Here is a 20,902-nt window from a genome sequence, read left to right on the forward strand (position 1 = left end):
TCGCTGTTCGTTTTTCGGTCGGCTCGAGCGGTTCAATGAATCACCCGCCCCACGCCCACGCCGCGCGGGTCGGCGGCCGGCTCCGGATGCGTGCCGTCGACGCGAATCAGTTGCACGTCGCCGTTGAACTGCTGTCCCTGCAACGTATAGCCCCTGGCTTGCAGCTGCTCGGCCAACTCGCCCGTGATCGGCTGGTACGGTTCCCAGTAGATCGTCTTCTGCGGCAGCAACTGGTGATGAAAACGCATCGCGGCCAGTGCGTCGGCGGGCGCCATATTGAAGTCATACAGGTTCGTGATCACCTGGAAGATCGAGGTGAAAATGCGCGAACCGCCCGGCGTGCCGATCACGAGCGAGACCTTGTCGTCCTTCAACAGAATGGTCGGCGCCATCGACGACAGCGGCCGGCGTCCCGGCGCCACCGTGTTGACTTCGTTGCCGGTCACGCCGGACTGATTCGGCTCGCCCGGTTTGGTGACGAAATCGTCCATTTCGTCGTTCAGCAGGAAGCCGCCGCCGTCCACCACCACGCCCGCGCCGAACGGCCCGTTCAGCGTGTAGGTGTTGGACACGGCGTTGCCCCACCTGTCGACCACCGAGAAATGCGTGGTTTGCGCTTTTTCCGGCATCGCGTCGCCAAGGCCCGGCTTGACCGGCGTCGCGCCTGGCACTTCGTCGGGTTTGACCTCGTCGGCGCGTTGCGCGAGGTAGGTGTCGTCGATCAGTTTGCCGACCGGCACCTTGTACGAATCCGGGTCGCCCATGTACTGCTGGCGATCGGCGAACACGCGGTCTTCGATCTGCGCAATCAGATGGATATACGGCACCGAATTCAGCTCGAGGCCGTCGAAGGCCGGCTTCAGATCGGCCTTCATTTTCAGCATCTGGATCAGTCCGACGCCGCCCGAACTCGGCGGCGGCGCGGAGACGATCCGATAGCCGTTCCACTCGGCGGTGACCGGTTGGCGCCAGACCGCTTTGTATTGAATCAGGTCCTGTCTGGTCACGAGCCCGTGGCCGTACATCTGCCGGGCAATCAGATCGGCGGTGCGGCCCTCGTAGAATTCACGCCCGCCGTCGCTCGCGATGCGCGAAAGGGTTTGCGCGAGTTCGGGCTGACGGAACGTGGCGCCCGCCTTCAGATTCGAGAAGTAGACATCGAAATTGGTCTTGCCGGCGAAGCTCTTCGCGGCGTCGTCGTGGCGTTTCTGCAGCCACGGCTCCACCTGGAAACCATCGGTGGCGTAACGGATCGCGGGCGCCAGCACCTGTTTCCACTTCAGCTTGCCGAAGCGCTGCTGCGCCTGCCACATGCCGTCGACCGTGCCCGGCACGCCCACGGCGCGATGGCCGACGAGGCTCATGCCCGGCACGAGGCTGCCTTTGTCGTCGAGGTACATGTCGCGGGTCGCCTGTTGCGGCGCGCGTTCGCGGTAATCGAGAAAGTACGGCTTGCCGTCCATGAAGACCGTCATGAAACCGCCGCCGCCGATGTTGCCTGCGTCCGGATAAGTCACGGCCAGCGTGAAGGCGATCGCCACTGCGGCGTCCACCGCGTTGCCGCCGGCCGCGAAGATCTGTTGCGCGGTGTCGGCGCTGTAGCGATCCGGCACGGCCACCGCCGATGCGTCGAGCACCGCCTTGGGCGTGGCGGTTTTCGCCAGCGCGGGTGCCGGAGCGACGAAACTGCCGCTCAATGCAGCGAACACCGCCGCTGCCGTCAGCATGCGAGCGAGGGAAAAAGAGGCGAAAGGCGCGCGAGGCGCGTCGTGCGTCGGGACGGACATCCGAGAAACTCCGGGAACCAAGGGCGTCATGTTGCACGAACGGCAGGCGTTCGTGCAAGGCGACGAAGGACGGCGCGGCCTGTGAGGGCGGCTACCACGTGCACGGGACGACACGGCACGGGCGCAGGCCGCGTCGCCCTGCACAGGTCGCGCGTCGCGCGGGCAGAACCGCGCCGCCCGCATCCTAAGTCGGCGGCGGCCGCGTCAAAAAACGTTTTACCTCCTGTTACAGCGCCGCTGCGGACCCCAAATTCCCGTCGAAGCCTCCCGAACGTTGGCGGCACGCCGCACTCGCCTGCCGCGGCGGGGCTCGTCAGGTAGAATTGACAGATTAGCGAGCGCATTGCGCGCCCGCGACAGACCTTGACCTTCTCGCATGAATACCGAACGCAACGACGCGCCAGCGGCATCCAATTTCATCCGCAACATCATTGACGAAGACAACCGCACCGGCAAGTGGGGTCAGCGCGTCGAGACGCGCTTTCCGCCTGAGCCGAACGGCTATCTGCATATCGGTCACGCGAAGAGCATCTGCCTGAATTTCGGTGTGGCGCGCAGCTACGGCGGCGTGTGCCATTTGCGTTTCGACGACACGAATCCGGAAAAGGAAAGCGTCGAATACGTCGAGTCGATCATCGATTCCGTGCGCTGGCTCGGTTTCGAGTGGGAAAAAGACGGCAAGGAACAGCTCTACTTCGCCAGCGACTACTACGACAAACTGTACGAATTCGCCGAACTGCTGATCGAGCGCGGCAAGGCGTACGTGGATAGCCAGTCGGCCGAGGAAATGCGCGCGAACCGCGGCTCGGCGACCGAAGTCGGCACGCCGTCGCGCTTTCGCGATCGCTCCGTGCAGGAAAACCTCGACCTGTTCCGCCGCATGAAAGCCGGCGAGTTCAAGGAAGGCGAACACGTGCTGCGCGCGAAGATCGACATGTCGTCGCCGAACTTCAACATGCGCGATCCGGTCATCTACCGGATCCGCTTCGCGCATCACTACCGCACCGGCGACACATGGTGCGTGTACCCGATGTACGACTACACGCACTGCATCTCGGACGCGCTGGAAAACATCACGCATTCGCTGTGCACGCTCGAATTCGAAGACCATCGTCCGCTGTACGACTGGATCCTGAACGAGCTCGCCGAAGCCGGCATTTTCACGCGCCCGCTGCCGCAACAAATCGAGTTTTCGCGCCTGAACCTGACCTATGCGATCACCAGCAAGCGAAAGCTGCTGCAACTGGTGACCGAAGGCCACGTCGACGGTTGGGACGACCCGCGTATGCCGACCATCGTCGGCCTGCGCCGGCGCGGTTTCACGCCTGAGGGCATCCAGCTGTTCTGCGAGCGCATCGGCGTCACCAAGGTCGATTCGTGGATCGACATGAGCGTGTTCGAAGGCGCGCTGCGCGACGACCTGGATGAGAAGGCGCCGCGCACGGCGGCCGTGCTCGATCCGCTCAAGCTGATCATCGACAACTTCCCCGAAGGCGTCACCGAGCCGTGCAGCGCACCGGTGCATCCGCATCATCCGGAACAGGGCGTACGCGAGTTCCCGATCTCGCGCGAGCTGTGGATCGAGCGCGAGGACTACAACGAAACGCCGCCGAAGGGCTACTTCCGCCTGTTCCCGGGCAACAAGGTGCGCTTGCGCTACGGCTACGTGATCGAATGCACGGGCGCGGACAAGGACGAAAACGGCAACATCGTCGCGGTCCACTGCAACTACTTCCCGGACAGCAAATCGGGCACCGAAGGCGCGAACAGCTACAAGGTCAAGGGCAATATTCACTGGGTCAGCGCCGCGGGCGCGTGTCCGGCGGAAGTGCGCATTTACGACCGTCTGTTCAAGGAGCCGCAACCGGACGCGGGCGGACGCGACTTCCTCGAAGCGCTGAATCCGGATTCGAAGCGCGTGGTCAACGCCTACCTGGAACCGGGCGCGCGTCACGCACTGCCGGAACAGCGCTATCAGTTCGAGCGCCACGGCTACTTTGTCGCCGACCGCGTCGATTCGCAACCGGGTAAGCCCGTATTCAATCGCATCGTCAGCCTGCGCGACAGTTGGGGCAAGCCGGCGTAAGCTGGAGCGGCTTCTCGCTCGAAGATCCAGAGTCGAACACGGCGTGCATCTTGCGAGCGAGGTGCACGCCGTTTCGTAGCGTCACGTTCCATCGACAGAGACAGCGCGGCATACGTGCAAGCGCAGTCCGGGAGGTCCGATGAAAGTTGCAGCCCGCCGCGGGGCGAGCGCATGGGGCACACGCCACGCGCGTACCGTTTCCGCCGCACATTTCGCATGCATGGCACGTGGAGCACATGGCGTCCTCGTCGCGCTGCTCATGTGCAGCGCGGCCTCGTTCTCATGCACGGCGCGCGCGGAAGAGCTGACCGGCACGCTGAAGAAAATCCACGACGACGGCGTGGTCGTGCTCGGCGTGCGCGAAGCGTCGATCCCCTTCTCGTACTTCGACGGCAAGCACACGGTCGGCTACTCGCAGACCATCGCGCTGCAGATCGTCGATGAAATCAAGAAAACGCTCGGCATGCCGCAGCTGAAGGTGCACGAAATCACCGTGACCTCGTCGAACCGCACGTCGATGCTGCTGAACAGTCAGATCGATCTGGAGTGCGGCTCGACCACGCACACAGTCGAGCGCGAAAATGTGGCCGCTTTCTCGAACAGCTTCTTCCAGTACGCGGTGCGCATGATCGCGCGCAAGAGCAGCGGCATCACGGATTTTCAGGATCTGGCCGGCAAGATGGTCGTGACGACCGCGGGCACCTCCGACGAACGCCTGCTGCGCCGCCTGAACACCGACAAACATCTGAACATGCGCATCACCAGCGCACGCGATCATCAGGAAGCCTTCGCAGCAGTCAAGGACGACCGGGCGGTGGCCTTCGTGATGGACGAGCCGATCGTCTACGGTTTCAAATCGACCGACCCGCGCCCCGAGGACTTCGTGGTGACCGGCACGCCGCTCGGCTACGAAGTCTATGCCTGCATGTTCCGCAAGGGCGACGAGCCGTTCCGCAATCTTGTCAACGGGGTGATCGCACGCGGCCAGACATCCGGCGAAGCGGAACGTCTGTACAAGCTTTGGTTCACGCAGCCGATTCCGCCGCACGGCATCAATCTGAATTTTCCGCTGTCGGATCAGAACCGCTCGCTGTTCGCGCATCCAAACGACCACGCGCTCGACTGAGGCGCCGGCACGCCGAGGCGTCGAGGCATCAGGCCGCCCGCGCCGCTGCTCGCGGCTGCTATTACAGCGAGCGATGCAGTTCCGCGAGTGAAAGCGTGGTCTGAAAGAGCCGCGTGAGACTGCGGCTCGCATACCGGTCGACTTCGTCCGGTGTGGTCCAGCGGTAGGCATCCATTTCGGGAATCAGCGTGCCGTCGGAGCGGCGCGGAAACAGCGACGTGCAAGTGCACGAAGACAGATCCAGTTCGCCAGCGACGGCGCGCGCGGCGAACAGATGCAGATCCTTGTCGCGCCGGTAAACGAACAGCCCGAGGTCTTTCAGGCGCTCGGCCGCAATCGCGATACCGGTCTCCTCGACCATCTCGCGCAGCGCGGTGACGTGCGGCGCCTCACCCTCTTCCCCGTGCCCCTTCGGAATATCCCAGTGCGAAGTTTCGGTGGCGTGTGCGAGCAGCACCCGCCCGTGCGGATCGAGCAGCACGATGCCGCACGACACCACCCGCGCGCTCATCGCCGCACCGCGCCGCCGGGCGGATGCGCGGCGTCGAACGACGCCGGCCGCAGCGCTGCGCGCTTCGTCATACCGTGCTGCACGCTCAGTGCTCTTTCTGCAACTGCCAGTTGCCGCTGCCCTGCTTGCAGAACTGCGGACGCAGAGTCATCGACTGCCCCTTCGCGTTCAGCACGACGCCCATGTCGCGGCAGGTGCGATCGCCGTCTTTCTCAGTGCTCGCTGCGGTGATCACCGCGTCCATCTTCACGCTATTACCGGTGCCTTCGTTGACCCAGTTCGCGCTTTCGCCGTCCTGCTTGCTGTTCAGCGCGGCGGTCACGGCCGCCTTGATCGAGTCGACGTCGCGCTGTTTCATCCAGCTGACCGGGGTGTCGTTCAGAAAACCGAGGTTCGCCGCTTGTGCGCCAATTGCGCCACCCAGCAGCAGGCCGCCGACAGTCAGGTGGAAGAGAGCACGGGTTCGCATCGACATAAAGGGTTCTCCTCGAAGAGTGATTCAGGCGGTCACGAGCGCGCCAGCCGCCGCTCGTGATCTGGACCCAAAAGCATAGCATGGCGCTCGTGCCGGTCAGCCTGGCTCGCGGCCCAAGCCCCTCGGATTCACTCACTGCGCGGCCGGCTTGTATCCATCGGTCAGCGTATTCAAAAACGCCACCACGTCCTTGATCTCGGCCTCGTCGAGCGCCGGCTTGTCGCCCGGCTTGCGATCGAACGGCGGCTCCGTATTCAGATTGGCCCAGTAACGCTGCGGCAAATCGTCGAACTTCTGCACTTTCCCCTTCGAGACCGGATAGAACTTCTCCGGATTCGTATCGCGCTGGGCATAAAAACGCAGCACTTCGTCCAGCGAATGATAAATCCCGTTGTGGAAGAAGCTCTTCTTCAACGCGACGTTGCGCAGTGTCGGCGTGCGGAAGATGCCGCAAAATTCGGCGCGCCCCTTCAGATCGGTACGCTCCGGCCCGCAGGCGCCGAGATCGTAGAAATGCGGATCGCGGTTCACCGGCAGCACCCGGTTGCGCGGCACGCCGATCGCGATCAAACCGAAATCGCTGAACTGCGGCGGCGCGCCGTCCCTGCTCCGCTGGCTGATATGGCAGCTCGCGCAATTGCCTTTCTTTTCGTCGTTGAAGACCTGCAGGCCGCGCAGTTCGGCCTGCGTCAGTTGCGCCTTGCCTGCCAGATATGCGTCGTATTTGCTGGTGTACGGATAGAAAAGTTCGGGCGTTTGCTCGAAGGTTTCCAGCGCTTGCAACACGGCTTTGAAGGTGGCGTCGTCGTTGTCGAAAATGTGCTCGCCGAATGCCGCGCGGAACGCGTCGGCGTACGGCGCGGCCTTCACGGCGGCCGTGACTTTCTGCGGCGAGCTGCCCATTTCGAACGACGACAATAGCGGAATCCGCGCCTGGTCCGAGCCGCGGTCGACCCGGCCATCCCACGTCAAGCCGCCGGTCGGCCCGGCATCGACGCTCTCGTCGCCTTCGTCATCCGACTCGTGATAATGCTCGGCGAACGCCGGCACCGATTGCAGGTACTTGAGCGTGGGCGCAGCGCGCATGCCGGAACGGTGCATGTCGCTGCCGCCGAGTTGCACAGACCGCGAATTGGCCGGCGAAAACGCGTGATCGGGGCGATGGCACGACGCGCACGCCAGTTTGCCCGAGCCGGATAGCGACGCGTCGAAGAACAGCTGCTTGCCGAGCGCCGTCATCTGGCGCACTGATTCGTAGACTTGCGCGCGGGTCTGGCCAGCGTCATGCGCGGCCGCTTGCACCATCGAGGCCGCTGCCGGCACGGCCGCAAGCGCGGATACCGAGGCGAGCGGCGTGCTTGAGGCCACGCTTGAAGCCACCTTCGAGGCCGCATCCGTACCCGCCGCCCCGCCGGCCGTTGGCGCCCGTGAATCGCAGGCGGCCAATGCCGTAGTCATCGCCAACGCCACGCCAACCGGCCACACGAGCCGCCGCGCCGCCAGCCGAAACGCCCTTCCACGAATCCCCGTCAGACCAAGCCGCATAAGAATGATGTGAATGCTTGCGATGTTGAAGAGCGCGAGCGTATTTCATCGACATGTCGTTTAAATGACATATAGCCGACTAAAGACCGCCGAACGAATGCATTCGTAATTAATTACATCTCTCTGTCAAATTCCCTTGCGAAACTTTCGCGGCCGCGGCCCTCCGTGCAAGCAGGGCCGCGGCCGGTCCCCAACGCGAGAGAAAGAGAGAAAAACACGACATGAACAAGAAACTGATCTGCGCGACGCCCATCGCGATCGCAGCAGCGCTGAGCCTGTATGCATGCGGCGGCAGCGAAGTCACGCAGCCGGACATTACGTCGATCAAGACGGTCGTGGTGATCTACGCGGAAAACCGCAGCTTCGACAATCTGTACGGCAATTTCCCGGGCGCCAATGGCTTGCAGAACGTGACCGCGGCGAGCGCAACTCAGGTCGACCGGAACGGCGCGCCGCTCGCGACGCTGCCGCAGGTGTGGAACGGTCTGACGCAAACCGGCGTGACGCCGGTCGTGACGCAGGCAATGACCGCCAACCTGCCGAACAGCCCGTTCGCGATCGACGACCCGAATGGTTTCAACACGCCGATCACCGCCACGACCCGTGACCTGTACCACCGGTTTTACGAGAACCAGATGCAGATCGACGGCGGCAAGAACGACAAGTTCGCCGCATGGGCGGACTCCGGCGGCCTCGTGATGGGCCACTACACGCAGAACGCGGACAAGCTGCCGCTGTGGAAGATCGCCCAGCAATACACGCTGGCCGACAACTTCTTCATGGGCGCGTTCGGCGGCTCGTTCCTGAACCACCAGTGGCTGGTTTGCGCGTGCACGCCGACCTATCCGAACGCGGACAAGAGCCCGGCGGCGGGCTTGGTGTCGGCAGTGGAAGCCGACGGCGTGACGCTGAAAGTCGCGTCCAATTCGCCGGCATCGGCGCTGAGCGGCCCGCCGAAATATGTGCTCTCGGGCAACCTGACGCCTGACTTCTACGCGATCAACACGATGCAGCCGCCGTATCAGCCGAGCGGCAACAAACCGGCTTCGGGCGGCGACGCCACGCTGGCCGACCCGAGCGTCGCCACCACGTTGCCAGCGCAGACGCAGCAGAACATCGGCGACCTGCTCAACAACGCGAACGTGTCGTGGGCATGGTACGGCGGCGCGTGGGGCGCGGCAGTCTCGGCGGTGCAAACCAGCACGTCGAATGTGATCTACGGCCCGAATCTGACGGCGCCGAACTTCCAGCCGCACCACCAGCCGCTCAACTACTTCGCCGATCTCGCACCGGGCACCTCGAACCGCGCGCAGCACCTGCTCGACGGCGGCCTCGGCGGCTCGGAGTTCATCAAGGCCATCGATGCCGGCACGCTGCCGCAAGTATCGTTCTACAAGCCGCAGGGCAACCTGAACGAGCACCCGGGTTACACCGACGTCGCGTCGGGCGACCAGCATATCGCCGACGTGATCTCGCATCTGCAGAAGAGTCCGCAGTGGAACAACATGCTGGTGGTCGTCACGTACGACGAAAACGGCGGCTTCTGGGATCACGTCGCGCCGCCGAAGGGCGATCGCTGGGGCCCGGGTACGCGGATTCCGGCGCTGATCATTTCGCCGTACGCGAAGAAGGGTTTCGTCGATCACACGCAGTACGACACGACGTCGATCCTGCGCTTCATCACGCACCGCTTCTCGCTGCCGACGCTGCCGGGCATCTCGGCTCGCGACGCCGCGCTGGTCAGCAACGGCGGCAAGCCGATGGGCGACCTGACGGCCGCGCTGAACGTCAAGCAATAATCGCCAGGCAACTGTCCGCCTGATGGCGCGGCTTTGACAGGGCAGCTTCGGCTGCCCTTTTTTGTTTTCGTCGTCGCGCGGAGTGCGTCGATTCCATCGACGCGCAGTCGGCAGCGTAAAGCCGTCGGCATGAAGCCGCTCGCGGGAACACGCACGCTCAGGAGAAGAAGGCTCTGAAGCGCCGCAAGCCGCGGCGCGAGCATTTGAAGTACGGCAGGAGGGACTCGAACCCCCCACCCTCGGCTTAGAAGGCCGATGCTCTATCCAGCTGAGCTACTGCCGTAATGAAGAGAGGCGATGCTAAACGTACAACGAGCATCACCCGCAATTGAGAACCCGCTCTCGGGCGTCGGAAACCTGTGCCCTACGCGATAGAGCGCGCCACAGGGTTCGTAGTTCGTGGTTTATGCGATACCGAAATTGTATCTGACCGGGCCGGGACTTGAAATCTCGACCCTGTCCGGCAGCCATCGACACGCCGCCAAAGCAAACGGGCCCGGCAGGTTGAGCCGGGCCCGGATTATAACCGATCGATTCCCGCCCGCCAGCGTCGAATGGGTGCAGGCGGCAAATCGAACGCAATCAGACCGGCTGCGGATGCAACATGAACCAGCCGAAGAACACGATCCCCGCGATCACGCAGTACAGGCCGAACGAGGCCAGACGTCCGCGGCCTTCGAAATAGCGCATCAGGAAGCGCACGCTGAGATAAGCGGCGATCGCGGTCAGCACGCCGCCCAGCAGCGCATCGGCGAGTTGGCCCGGCGCATGGAACAGCTTCGGCAATTCGAGGACGCCGGCCGCGAAGATGATCGGCGTGCCGAGCAAAAACGAAAACTCAGCAGCCTTCTCCGCCGTCAGGCCGGCCGCGTTGCCGGCGATCATCGTCAGACCGCTGCGCGAAAAGCCGGGGATCAGCGCGCCGATCTGCGCCAGCCCGACCAGAAACGCCTGGCGGAACGTCATCTTCTCCGGCGGCTGATGCGCGCGCGAGCGTTGCAGACGGTCGCCGAACCACAGCAGCACACCGTTGATGATCAGCGCGATCGCGACGATGCGCAGATCGTGGAAAAGCCGCTCGAGCCGCTTTTCCAGCAGCAGTCCGACCAGACCGGCCGGAATCGTGCCGATGATGAGCGCCCACATTATGTGCGCATCGTCGTTGCGGCGGCCGCCGAACGACGCGAAGAGACCGCGCACCAGCGCGTACCAGCGCTTGCGGAAGTACCACAGCAACGCGAGGGCCGTGCCGAGGTGCAACGCGACGAGGAACGGCAGCAATTGCGGCGCGTGCTTGTCTATGTGCATACCGAACAGCGCCGGCACGAGCAGGGTGTGGCCGAGGCTGCTAACCGGAAAGAGCTCCGTGACGCCTTGCAACACGCTTAGGAAAATCAAAAACGACAGGTTCACGCGGCGATCCTCTCTGTAAGGAAAATGTCGGGGAACAGCGCGCCGCAAAGGGAAAGCGTCGACGCGTCAAAGCGCACCGATTATGCCTGGGTGAAATGTCAGCGCCAAGCTTTTGAGCCGCGGTTGGGAAAATTTTGATGCGCCGCGTCACAATTCGAAACCATTGTTACGCGACAGACAAAGAAACAGAGCCGTCGTGGCGGCGGCCCTGCGATCATGCGGAATTCAGTGCGCTCAGGCGCCCGGCTCGCAATGAACGAACCGGCGGCCGGCGAAGCGGGACAACGGGATCAGCGTTCGAGCTTGTAGAAAAAATAGACCGTGCTGGCCGCGAACATGCCGAACAAAGTCACAGCCATTGCCATTGCGAGATCCATAACGCCTCCTGAGCCGGTCTGGCCCGGCAGTCGACGACACCGGGCGGTCAGACGGATTATCGGCAAGGATGGCGCTTCTCCGACACCCGCAATTTCCCGAGAAGGGTTTCCCCGTAGCGCAAAGCAGCGCAGAATCTTCCTCTCGCGCGCGACGCCGCGCGGCGCTTGCCAGCGGCGGCCGCCAGCCACTTTGACCAACCCGTTTTGACCAACCGTAACCCATCAGGCCCATCGACCATGCCCCTCTCCCCGCAACAGGACATTCTCGAGATCGCCCTGGACGCCTCCGTGCTCCGCTTCTCGCCGCAGGCCGGCGGCCGGCTGCTGTCGTGGATCGTCGACGGCGAACCGGTGATCCATTGGCCCGAGCACGCCGACTGGAGCCAGCCCGCCAGGATCCGCGGCGGCAATCCGCTGCTGTTTCCATTTCTCGGACGGCATCGCGTCGACGGCAAGATCGGCTATTGGCGTGACGCCGAAGGCACGGTGCGCGCGTTGCCGATGCACGGCTTTGCACGCGACCTGCCCTTCGAGGCGCACGCGGACGTGCACGGCGCCGGTCTGCGCATGATCCTGACCGACAGCGACGCGACCCGTGGCGGCTATCCGTTCGGCTTCCGTTTCGAAGCGGCGTACTGCCTCGTCGATGCGCACACACTCGAGGTCACGCTGAGCACCGCCAACACCGGCGACGCGCCGCTGCCCTACTACGCCGGCCACCACTTCTACTTCACGCTGCCGCACACGCAGCGCGGCGAGACGTCGGTGGAGCTGCCCCGCACCGAACGGCGCTACCAGCAGGACGACGGCTCGATCAGCGCAGCCGAGCCGGGCGAGCCGCGCTATACGCTCGACGAGGCGCGCATTCTCGACCGCTTCCATTGCCTCGACGGCGTGCCGGAGCGGCCCGTGCGCATCGTCGCGCCGGGCCTGAACCGGGTCGTCACAATCGACCTGCAACGTCCGGACTCGGCGCCCTGGTACGCCGTGACGACATGGACCGAAGCCCCCGGGTCGGATTTCTACTGCGTCGAGCCATGGCTGGGTCTGCCGGATGCGATTCACAACGGCATGGGATTGCGCTGGCTCGAACCGGGTCAAAGCGAGACGGCCGCGCTGCGCATCAACGTCAGCGCACTGCGCTGATTGCGGAGTTTTGCCGCTTTCCCCCTTTCGCGCAGCGCCTTCCGCCGACACGGCGAGCGCTCGCTTCCGCACCGCCCTTACCGGCGGTTGCTCGCCTCGCCGAAACCCGTTTTCGAGTGCTGCAGCGCAAAACCGTTAGAATCGGACGCTTTTGCATCTATCTGCCGCGTGATCGGGATCGGCGCGTGGCAGTGCTTTGCGAGGTCCAATGTTTGACACAACAAGAATGATGAAGCGGCTGGCCTGCGCGTCGTTATTAGCGGTGCTCGCCGCGTGCGGGTCCGCACCGGCGGGTCCGGGGTTCTACCGCGTCGAACGCGGCGATACGCTTTCGAAGATCGCGCGCAGCAACCGGCAGTCGGTGCAAAACATCGTGCGCTGGAACAATCTGACGAACCCGGACAGCATCGAGGTCGATCAGGTGTTGCGCGTGGCGCCTCCGGGCAACGCGGCGTCGACGAGCGGCGCCGTGCGCAGCAACGGCGGCGGGAGCACAACGGCCACGCCGCCGTTGTCGCGCCCGGCGCCCGCCGACAGTGCGCCGCCGTCCGCGCCGGCTTCGTCGATCCCGCTGGCATGGCCGGCCGACGGCACGGTGATCCGGCGCTTCGATGGCGCCAATTCGAAGGGCATCGATATCTCGGCGGCGCCCGGCACCCCCGTGGTGGCCGCGGCGGCCGGCACGGTGGTCTATGCCGGCAACGGCCTGCGCGGCTACGGCAACCTGCTGATCATCAAGCACAACGCCGAGTATCTGACGGCCTACGCGCACAACCGCGCGCTGCTGGTGAAGGAAGGTCAGACGGTCGCACGCGGCGAAAAGATCGCCGAGATGGGCGATACCGACACCGACCGGGTGATGCTGCACTTCGAATTGCGCTATCAGGGCCGCTCGATCGACCCGTCGCGGGCATTACCCGCACGTTAGCCGCCCGTTAGCCGCCCGTTAGCCGCCCGTTAGCCGCCCGTTAGCCGCACGCTAGCCGCACGCTCGCGGATCACCAGGCCGCGCCGCCCACGCGGGCTGCAACCGCCGCTCAGGGAACCCGGCGTGCTATAAAACGCTCAATCCGACACGCGACGCGGCCCACCGCCACGTCGCCCCTGTCATCTGTAAGGAATTTGCAATGAAGAGCGCATTCGCGTCAGTGGCAATGGCCGCGGCGGTTGGCCTCGGCGTACTGACGCTCGGCAGCCTCGGCGGCTGTTCCAGCACTACCACGATGACCTACCTGCCGAGCGGCGACACTGGCTTCGCGATCAACTGCAGCGGCAGCGACGCCAGCTCGAGCTGGGCCGAGTGCTACAAGCACGCCGGCGAAGTCTGCGGCAACTACGGCTATGACGTCGTTTCGAAGGATGTCGACAACGGCGCCACCTCGGGCGGCTCGATCGGCGGGATCTTCGGTGCGAACGTGAAGAACCGGTCGATGGTGATTCGCTGCAAACAGTGACGGCGCCGGGACGCGCCGCGTGGCGCGACGCGAGCTAACGGCGGCGCCAGCGTCCGGAGCGCGGATCGATGCGCGCGGCCAAGGCGATCAGCACACCGGGCATGAGCGGCCGGATGCCGGGAAAAATGATCAGCCAGGTCATAACCCCGGGTCTCCGGTCTGCACATCGATGTGAAGAAAAAGTAATCTTCGATGATCAACACCGGGTGTGAATCGAAAGTGATGCGCGGATAAAAAAAGCCCGGCACGAGGCCGGGCTAACGGGGGTTTGGCGCATATCGGCAAAGGACCGGTTCACCATGCGCCAGAAGTAAATCTAACGATTCGCTTATACACGCGCAATCTATTAATTTCGCAGGTAATGTGATGCGGCGCACGGAGTCCGCATTATGTTAATCTGAAATCACAAAAGTACGCAGAATAAATGGGTGAAAATCCCGCGATGCAACGCGCCATTAAATCACCGGCAAAAATCCGCAGTCGGCTGGAAAAGCCTTGTACAGCAAGCATCCGTCGAGATTTCCCAAATAAATCCGACGAAAGGCGTTTGGCCGATTTCCGCTAAACCGCCCGCGATGATGCGGGCGCCCTGCATGCAGCGTGCCTTTTGTGCGCCAACGCACCATACCGAACCATTAATCGATAGCCGAGCAGAGATAATCAGCCGCCGCCTTCATCATAACAAATTCGAGAATAGCGAAGATATTTGAACATTTCAAATCCGCCGACAAATCCCGCACCATCGAATCAACTGATTTTATTCATTCGATGAAATGGATCGCAGTATTGCCGGTGATTGCCGGTGATTGCCGGCGATTCGCTCGAGCTAGCCAAACGGCTGGAACGGCCGGCTGAAAACGGGTGCTTACATCACTCGCAAACCGAGTTCGGTCACCAGCACGGCTGCCTGCTGATGTGAAATCGTCGCGCCTTTGAACAGCGCGGCGTCGACGAGCCGCACGCCGCTCAGATCGGCTTCGCGCAGGTCGGCGCCGTCAAAGCGCGCGCCCTTCAGATGCGCGTCCTTCAGACTGCCGCCGTCGAAAACCGCCTCGCGGAAATCGACCCCCGCGAGATCGGCGTCCGAGAAATCGAGTTGTTGCAGCGTTGTCTTGCGAAACGACAGTCCGCGTAAATGCGCTCCCACCAGCAAGGTCTCGACAAAGCTCAAGCCCAGCGCCGCGCAGCCCTCGAAGTTCGCGCCGGTCAGCTTGCAGCTGTGGAACGACGCCGATGCGAGCTTCGCGCGGCGCCAACTGGTGTTGTTCAGATCGCTCGACTGGAACGCCGCGTCGACCAGATCGGCTGACGCGAAATCCGCCTCGCGGCCGCGGCAACGCACCCAGCGGCTATGCGCCAGCGTCGCGCCGAAAAACGACGTTTCGACGATCGTGCAGCGATGAAACTCAGCACCGCGCAAATCGAGTCGCGACAGATCTGCGCCTTCGAAATCGCAGTCGGTGAAATGCAGCGGCTCTTTGCTGAGCGCGACGAGGCGCTCCACGTCGGCGCGCGTGAGCGTCGCGCCGTTCACCACATGAGCTTGCGCGCCCGAAGCCGGTGTCGTTGAATCCAGTGACATGAAAATGGAGAATGAGTGGAGAATAAAAATCGGAAGACCCCAAGCGTACCGGAATGCGCGCCGCCGTGGCAGTCGAGCGCCGATGGTTTATAGTAACGGCCCATCAGAACCCCCGCCCACCATGACTTCCAACGACGCCCCCCAGAGCCCGCTGTACGCCAGGCTGCTTGCGGAAACCGCCAAAATCGGCTGGACCGAGCTCGAACGCTTTTTTGCGCGCGGCATGCTGCTGCGCGTCGCGCGCGACCTCGATCTGGTGAGCGTCGCCGAAGCCATCGCCAGCGACGACACCGCGCAAGTCACGCAATGGCTGTCGTCCGGCCTCGTCGAACGCGTGCAGGCAGACACCGCCGCCGATTTCGCCGCGCGCGATCCCGATCTGTGGGCGGTAGTCGTGTCGCCGTGGGTCTGCGTGCAGGAACGCCATTGAGCGAAAGCGCACCCGGCGCGCAGACACTCGAAGCGGCAGCGCCCGCCGTGTGCCCGCGTTACCCGTGCGCTGGCATCGGCGCGTGCTGACACTGGCGTTTCCGATCGTCCTCGCCAATCTGACGCAACCGATCCTCGGCGCGGTCGATACGGCCGTCGCCGGGCATCTGAACGGCGCATCGTATCTCGGCGGCGTCGCGCTCGGCGCACGCGACCGGCACGCGTTCCTGCAGGCGGTCAAGGTAGCGGCGTTAGGGTCCGCACTCGGCGCAGTCGGCTTCTCGCTGGTGTACTGGGGCGCGGGGACATGGATCGTCGAACGTCTGACCGATCAGGCCACAGTGCGCGCCACTGCTGAAGCTTATTTGCCGTGGGCCGCGCGGCTGATCTTCATGGCCGCGCGCGGCGCAACGCTCGCGCGGTTCTTGCCTGGCGTCGCGCGCTCTGCCAGGGGCGCCGGGGTTGCCCCCGAAGTTGCCCATTTAACCTTTGTGCAGTATGCGGTTACGGCTTGAAACAAGCGCATACATATACGGCGCACCGCTCGCCCTAGAATGCCTGCAGCCCGCGCTCTCCGCGCGAACAGTCTGCGCGGGTCAGAAGCGCCGGCGTGCCCGCGCCGGCGTTTCGCCTTTCCTTTTCTCCGCGACGCAGCGAGTGCGGCCGTCACGTATATCCTCGATGTGGACAGCCAGGCAGACCGCCTGGCCGCTTTCACATCCGGTCAAAGCGCGGCCGGCGCGGGCACCATCGAAGGCGGCCGGTCGTCGGTGGGCACGCCGTGATAGTCGCTCGGATCTTTCGGCGGCGGTCCGCCATGATGGCCGGATGGATCATTGGCGCAGCCGGTCAGGCTGGCGGCCAGCAGTAGCGCAATCAGTAGAACGCGATTCATAGACTCTCTAGACGGAATGAATATCGGCGGCAAAGCGCCAAGAGTCTACCTGCAAAGCGCTTTACACGACGGCCCCGCACGCAGCCTCCCCCTCCCATTTCGTTACGCGTGTCCTACTATGAAGGCATGACTGCCTCATCAAAGGAGACTGCCATGGACGCTGAATCGATCGCGGGTCTGGTCGGACTCGGAATAGGTCTGCTCGTACTGCTCGCCTTGTCGATTTTCGAATCGAGAACCTACCGGCGCGAACACGGCGGCGAAGGCATGGTGCATCACTGGCTGACTCATCAACACCTGCTGGACTGGATGCATCGGCGGCATTGAGGGAGAGCCGCCCGTTCGTGCGCTTGCGCACATTCCGGCTATCTAGCGAGACACTGCGCTCGCCGACTGACTTAACCGCCACGATTAACCGCAGCGACGGTCTGCCTGCCGCCGACCGTCGCGCGCCGACGCATGCCGCAAAGCTGTTGTGGCGCGCCGGCGTCAATCTCTCCAACACGCCTCAAGCGGGCACGGCGCCCGCGCACTGAGGCGTGTTGCTGTTGATGGGACGCATATAGACATGCAGACATGCGTGTTTGGTTCATTTTCAGCCCGATGCAATTCGAGATTGACTCTGGCACCCAATGCCACGTAGAATCTCGGATTCGTCGGAGCGTAGCGCAGCCTGGTAGCGCATCTGATTTGGGATCAGAGGGTCGTAGGTTCGAATCCTATCGCTCCGACCACGGAATCAAGGGGTTATGAGTTTTTACTCATAACCCCTTTTTCTATTGATCATCCGTTCGCGCTGAATAGCCCGTCTTGCCGTCACACGTACCGCATGCGACAGTGGTGACAGTGGTACAAAGAGCGGTGCAGCCCTCCCGATCGCCGCCCCGGGGACAAGGAGCTCAACATGAATCTGATCCTCTGGCGTCATGCCGAAGCCGAAGATTTCGCCTCGAGCGATCTCGCTCGCGCGCTGACCACGCGGGGTCGCAAGCAGGCACAGAACGTCGCCAAATGGCTGCGCGCCCGCCTGCCCGACGACGCCGTGATTCTCGCGAGCCCCGCGGTGCGCACCGTCCAGACCGCCGAGACGTTGAGCGACCAGTATCGCGTGGTGCGTGAACTCGCGCCCAACGCCGGCGCCAACGACGTGCTCACCGCGGCAGGCTGGCCCGAAGGCATCGCGCAAACTGTCGTAATCGTCGGCCATCAGCCGACCCTCGGCCATGTCGCCGCGCTGCTGCTTGCCAACAGCGAAGCGAGCTGGCCGCTGAAGAAGGCAGGCGTGTGGTGGATCTCCAACCGCGAGCGAAACGGCGACGAACAGGCCGTGCTGCGCGCGGCGATCAGCCCTGATCTGGTCTGAGCACGCGCGGCGAGGCGTCGAGCGCCGCCGTAGACGGTCGCGCCGCAACAACACATCCCCGGCATACGACAAGCCGCGGACGCCCAGCTTACGGGCAGTCATCCAATCGTCACGGCTTTGCCATGCGAACGTCACCAGGCGTTACTACATTGGCGAAAAAAGCAATCTCCCTTTTTTCGACCAGGACGCCACATGCGAGAACTGCCGACGCCCACCCTGCCCCTCGCTTCGATCTTCGAGTTGCGCCGCCTGCCGCGCGCCGAAGAGACGGTCACCGCCCAGCATCGCCTGCAAGTCACATGGGCACGCTCCGACGAAGAACTGCGCGAGGCCCAGCGGCTGCGCTACCGGGTGTTCGCCGATGAAATGGGCGCACGCCTGACGGGCCCGGCCGGCCTCGACGTCGATTCGTTCGATGCGTATTGCGATCATCTGCTGGTGCGCGACCTCGACACGCTGAAGGTGGTCGGCACATATCGCGCGCTGCCGCCGCATCAGGCCGCGCGCGTCGGCCGCCTGTATGCGGAGAGCGAATTCGACGTCTCGCGTCTCACACACCTGCGCGCCAAGATGGTCGAAGTGGGCCGTTCGTGCGTGCACCCCGACTACCGCAGCGGCTCGGTGATCATGTCGCTGTGGGCTGGGCTCGCCGCCTACATGAAGCACAACGGCTACGAGACGATGCTCGGCTGCGCGAGCGTCGCGATGGTCGACGGCGGTCACTACGCGGCGAATCTGTATTGCTCGCTGCGCGACAACGCGCTGACGGCGCCGGAATATCGCGCGTTTCCGCATACGCCGCTGCCGGTCGACGAGCTGCAAACGGGTGCGGACGTCGCACCGCCGCCGCTGGTGAAGGGCTATCTGCGCCTTGGCGCGAAAATTTGCGGCGCACCGGCCTGGGATCCCGACTTCAACACGGCAGACTTCCTGACGCTGTTCCGTCTGTCGGACATCAACGCACGTTATGCGCGTCACTTTTTGGGCGACGCGCTGCCGCGCTGATTGACTCGAACGCGCTCGACGCGTCTGCCAAACGCGTCTGTGCTGAGTTCACGGCAGGTTCGCGACGCGCAAAGAAAGCCCGGCGAATTTGCCGGGCTTTTTTTCAACAGTCGTTTTTTAATCGTCCGTATAAACCACGCGATACGGGATGCCCACTTTCTCCCATTCCGCGGCTTCCTGAATCAGGCTGTAATCGGTGAGCGGATTATTCGCCACCCATTCGCTCGGCAAGCGCGCTTCATAGCCGCCGTTCACCTGCGCGACTGCGATGCCGGGCAAACCGACATCGGCACGCCGCCGGCACAGCAGCGCCGCGAGCCGCAAGCAGAACAGCAGCGGCCATTCCACTTCGCGCGTTTGCGACAGCTTGCCGAGTTTGCCCGCGTGGCCAAGCACCAGCGCGGCGAGCCGCGCCTGATCGGTGCGCGAAAAGCCCGGCATATCCGCATTGCTCGCGATATAGGCCGAATGCTTGTGATACGCGCTGTGCGAGATCGACCGCCCGATTTCATGCAACGCCGCAGCCCAACCGAGGAACATGCGGTTTTCCACCCGGCGTTCTTCGTCCGGCTCATCGAACTGATCGTAGAAACTCACCGCCAGATCGCCGATGCGCCCGGCCTGCGCACGATCGACGCCATAGCGGCGCATGAAGCCCCCGGCAGTGACCGTACGCATGTCTTCGTGCTGCGAGCGGCCCAGCAGGTCATACAGCACGCCCAGACGCAATGCGCCGTCCGTCGTATCGACGTAATCGACGCCGAGTTCGTCGAACACCGCGATCATGATCGACAGACCGCCCGCCAGCACCGGGATCCGGTCGGCCTTCAACGCGACCAGCTTCAGGCGATTGACGTTCTCCGCCTTGATCAACGCGCGCTTGAGCCGTTCGAGCCCGCCGCGCGAGATGCCGTGTGTAATGCCCGGATCGTTGAAGCCGTTCGCCTCGACCAGTTCGGCCAGCGCACGCGCGGTGCCCGACGAGCCGATCGCCTGCTCCCAGCCGGCCTTCTTGTACTCGGCGGAAATGATCTGGATTTCGCGGCTCGCGGCGAGTTCGGCCTGGCGCATCGTGTATTCGTCGACATTACCCGCCGGAAAGAACGCGCGGCTATGGCTCACGCAGCCGATATACAGGCTTTCCATCTTGATCGGCGTGTAGTGCGAACCAATGATGAATTCCGTCGAGCCGCCGCCGATGTCCACCACCAGCCGCTTGCCCGAGCTCGCGGGCACCGAGTGTGCGGCCCCGGCGTAGATCAGGCGCGCTTCTTCACGGCCGGCGATCACTTCGATCGGGAAGCCGAGCGCGGCTTGCGCCTCACCGAGAAACTCGTTGGCGTTCTTGGCGATGCGCAGCGTGTTGGTGGCGACCGCGCGAACGTGATCGGGATGAAAGTCGCGCAGCCGTTCGCCGAAGCGCTTCAGCGCGTCCCAGCCGCGCACTTGCGACGCGCGATCGAGCATCTTGTCGCGCGACAGACCGGCGGCGAGGCGCACCGGTTCGCGCAACGCGTCGACCTGATAGATCTGGCTGCCCGCGTCGGTTTCCTCGACCCTGCCCACAATCAGGCGGAAGCTGTTGGAGCCGAGATCCACGGCAGCGAGGAGTTGTGGAGTATTGACCATCGATTGAGCGGGCTCCATGCGCGCGAGCGCGGCGGCCGAGGATGCGGAAGACGCCGAACGTCCCTCGGGCGCCGTATGCGCCTTATAGCCGGCCGCGCTGTTAAAAGACGCCATTTTAAGCGTACCGGACCTCACGGTGTCACCTTGCAGTGTTGGGTGTGCGCCATGGTCCCATAAACACTGCGTCATATTGACGACACGCGGCAAATGCGGCGTAGAATTTGAGACATCTAAAATGTCATAACAATGTAATCATACTGTGAGAATTTCCGAGCGTCTT

Annotated in this window: 20 protein-coding genes and 2 tRNA genes; 13 read left to right on the forward strand and 9 right to left on the reverse strand. The window is 63.6% G+C overall.

The window, feature by feature from the left end; all coding sequences use genetic code 11:
* Window positions 1-32: 32 nt before the first annotated feature.
* A complete protein-coding gene (gene ggt, locus AC3WLT_RS05270) occupies window positions 33-1,787 on the reverse strand; it encodes a gamma-glutamyltransferase (protein ID WP_492590859.1) in 1,755 nt (584 codons plus the stop codon).
* A 376-nt stretch (window positions 1,788-2,163) separates the two neighbouring features.
* Between ggt and AC3WLT_RS05275 the strand changes: the two genes are divergently transcribed.
* Window positions 2,164-3,873, forward strand: a complete 1,710-nt coding sequence (locus tag AC3WLT_RS05275; protein ID WP_492590860.1) for a glutamine--tRNA ligase/YqeY domain fusion protein — start codon at window positions 2,164-2,166, stop codon at window positions 3,871-3,873.
* Window positions 3,874-4,132: 259 nt separating this feature from the next.
* Window positions 4,133-4,999: a transporter substrate-binding domain-containing protein gene (locus tag AC3WLT_RS05280; protein WP_492591015.1), complete on the forward strand. Its 867-nt coding sequence runs from the start codon at window positions 4,133-4,135 to the stop codon at window positions 4,997-4,999.
* 61 nt (window positions 5,000-5,060) lie between these two features.
* On the opposite strand, the gene AC3WLT_RS05285 is transcribed toward AC3WLT_RS05280, so the two are convergent.
* The 3 genes from AC3WLT_RS05285 to AC3WLT_RS05295 all read right to left on the reverse strand — a co-directional run bounded on the left by AC3WLT_RS05285 (window position 5,061) and on the right by AC3WLT_RS05295 (window position 7,530).
* Window positions 5,061-5,510 (reverse strand): NUDIX hydrolase, encoded by a 450-nt coding sequence (locus AC3WLT_RS05285; RefSeq protein ID WP_492590861.1) that lies wholly within the window; start codon window positions 5,508-5,510, stop codon window positions 5,061-5,063.
* 85 nt (window positions 5,511-5,595) lie between these two features.
* Entirely contained in the window at window positions 5,596-5,985 is a 390-nt protein-coding gene (locus tag AC3WLT_RS05290) for a hypothetical protein (protein WP_492590862.1), read from the reverse strand.
* A gap of 132 nt (window positions 5,986-6,117) precedes the next feature.
* Complete coding sequence (locus AC3WLT_RS05295; protein ID WP_492590863.1) at window positions 6,118-7,530, reverse strand: cytochrome-c peroxidase; 1,413 nt, start codon at window positions 7,528-7,530, stop codon at window positions 6,118-6,120.
* 221 nt (window positions 7,531-7,751) lie between these two features.
* Here AC3WLT_RS05295 and AC3WLT_RS05300 point away from each other — a divergent pair, with 221 nt between their 5' ends.
* Window positions 7,752-9,329, forward strand: coding sequence for an acid phosphatase (locus AC3WLT_RS05300; protein ID WP_492590864.1), 1,578 nt, complete (start codon window positions 7,752-7,754; stop codon window positions 9,327-9,329).
* A gap of 209 nt (window positions 9,330-9,538) precedes the next feature.
* On the opposite strand, the gene AC3WLT_RS05305 is transcribed toward AC3WLT_RS05300, so the two are convergent.
* Window positions 9,539-9,612: transfer RNA gene (locus AC3WLT_RS05305), tRNA-Arg, on the reverse strand.
* A gap of 299 nt (window positions 9,613-9,911) precedes the next feature.
* Complete coding sequence (locus tag AC3WLT_RS05310) at window positions 9,912-10,742, reverse strand: undecaprenyl-diphosphate phosphatase (RefSeq protein ID WP_492590865.1); 831 nt, start codon at window positions 10,740-10,742, stop codon at window positions 9,912-9,914.
* Window positions 10,743-11,356: 614 nt separating this feature from the next.
* Between AC3WLT_RS05310 and AC3WLT_RS05315 the strand changes: the two genes are divergently transcribed.
* The 4 genes from AC3WLT_RS05315 (at window position 11,357) to AC3WLT_RS05330 (ending at window position 14,284) form a co-directional block, all read left to right on the forward strand.
* Window positions 11,357-12,265: an aldose epimerase family protein gene (locus AC3WLT_RS05315; RefSeq protein WP_492590866.1), complete on the forward strand. Its 909-nt coding sequence runs from the start codon at window positions 11,357-11,359 to the stop codon at window positions 12,263-12,265.
* Window positions 12,266-12,473: 208 nt separating this feature from the next.
* Window positions 12,474-13,193: a peptidoglycan DD-metalloendopeptidase family protein gene (locus AC3WLT_RS05320; RefSeq protein ID WP_492590867.1), complete on the forward strand. Its 720-nt coding sequence runs from the start codon at window positions 12,474-12,476 to the stop codon at window positions 13,191-13,193.
* A 199-nt stretch (window positions 13,194-13,392) separates the two neighbouring features.
* Complete coding sequence (locus tag AC3WLT_RS05325) at window positions 13,393-13,719, forward strand: hypothetical protein (RefSeq protein WP_492590868.1); 327 nt, start codon at window positions 13,393-13,395, stop codon at window positions 13,717-13,719.
* Window positions 13,720-14,143: 424 nt separating this feature from the next.
* Window positions 14,144-14,284 (forward strand): hypothetical protein, encoded by a 141-nt coding sequence (locus AC3WLT_RS05330; protein WP_492590869.1) that lies wholly within the window; start codon window positions 14,144-14,146, stop codon window positions 14,282-14,284.
* Window positions 14,285-14,584: 300 nt separating this feature from the next.
* Here the strand turns inward: AC3WLT_RS05330 and AC3WLT_RS05335 are convergent, their stop codons facing one another.
* Complete coding sequence (locus tag AC3WLT_RS05335; protein WP_492590870.1) at window positions 14,585-15,301, reverse strand: pentapeptide repeat-containing protein; 717 nt, start codon at window positions 15,299-15,301, stop codon at window positions 14,585-14,587.
* Between the two features lie 121 nt (window positions 15,302-15,422).
* Here AC3WLT_RS05335 and AC3WLT_RS05340 point away from each other — a divergent pair, with 121 nt between their 5' ends.
* Window positions 15,423-15,731 carry a DUF2288 domain-containing protein gene (locus tag AC3WLT_RS05340; protein WP_492590871.1) on the forward strand — a complete coding sequence of 103 codons (309 nt, stop codon included), beginning with the start codon at window positions 15,423-15,425 and terminating at the stop codon, window positions 15,729-15,731.
* A 49-nt stretch (window positions 15,732-15,780) separates the two neighbouring features.
* The gene (locus tag AC3WLT_RS05345; protein ID WP_492590872.1) at window positions 15,781-16,245 is read left to right on the forward strand and encodes an MATE family efflux transporter; all 465 of its coding nucleotides are present in this window, start codon (window positions 15,781-15,783) and stop codon (window positions 16,243-16,245) included.
* Between the two features lie 209 nt (window positions 16,246-16,454).
* Here the strand turns inward: AC3WLT_RS05345 and AC3WLT_RS05350 are convergent, their stop codons facing one another.
* Window positions 16,455-16,625 carry a hypothetical protein gene (locus AC3WLT_RS05350; RefSeq protein WP_492590873.1) on the reverse strand — a complete coding sequence of 57 codons (171 nt, stop codon included), beginning with the start codon at window positions 16,623-16,625 and terminating at the stop codon, window positions 16,455-16,457.
* 153 nt (window positions 16,626-16,778) lie between these two features.
* Between AC3WLT_RS05350 and AC3WLT_RS05355 the strand changes: the two genes are divergently transcribed.
* The 4 genes from AC3WLT_RS05355 (at window position 16,779) to AC3WLT_RS05370 (ending at window position 18,993) form a co-directional block, all read left to right on the forward strand.
* Window positions 16,779-16,952, forward strand: a complete 174-nt coding sequence (locus tag AC3WLT_RS05355; RefSeq protein WP_492590874.1) for a hypothetical protein — start codon at window positions 16,779-16,781, stop codon at window positions 16,950-16,952.
* Between the two features lie 330 nt (window positions 16,953-17,282).
* Window positions 17,283-17,359 (forward strand) — tRNA-Pro (locus AC3WLT_RS05360).
* A 170-nt stretch (window positions 17,360-17,529) separates the two neighbouring features.
* Entirely contained in the window at window positions 17,530-17,988 is a 459-nt protein-coding gene (locus tag AC3WLT_RS05365; RefSeq protein WP_492590875.1) for a SixA phosphatase family protein, read from the forward strand.
* A 192-nt stretch (window positions 17,989-18,180) separates the two neighbouring features.
* Window positions 18,181-18,993, forward strand: coding sequence for a GNAT family N-acetyltransferase (locus tag AC3WLT_RS05370; RefSeq protein WP_492590876.1), 813 nt, complete (start codon window positions 18,181-18,183; stop codon window positions 18,991-18,993).
* A 117-nt stretch (window positions 18,994-19,110) separates the two neighbouring features.
* Here AC3WLT_RS05370 and ppx read toward each other — a convergent pair whose 3' ends face one another.
* Complete coding sequence (gene ppx, locus AC3WLT_RS05375; RefSeq protein ID WP_492590877.1) at window positions 19,111-20,736, reverse strand: exopolyphosphatase; 1,626 nt, start codon at window positions 20,734-20,736, stop codon at window positions 19,111-19,113.
* Window positions 20,737-20,902 lie beyond the last annotated feature (166 nt).

This window comes from Paraburkholderia sp. FW306-2-2C-D06C (assembly GCF_058781505.1).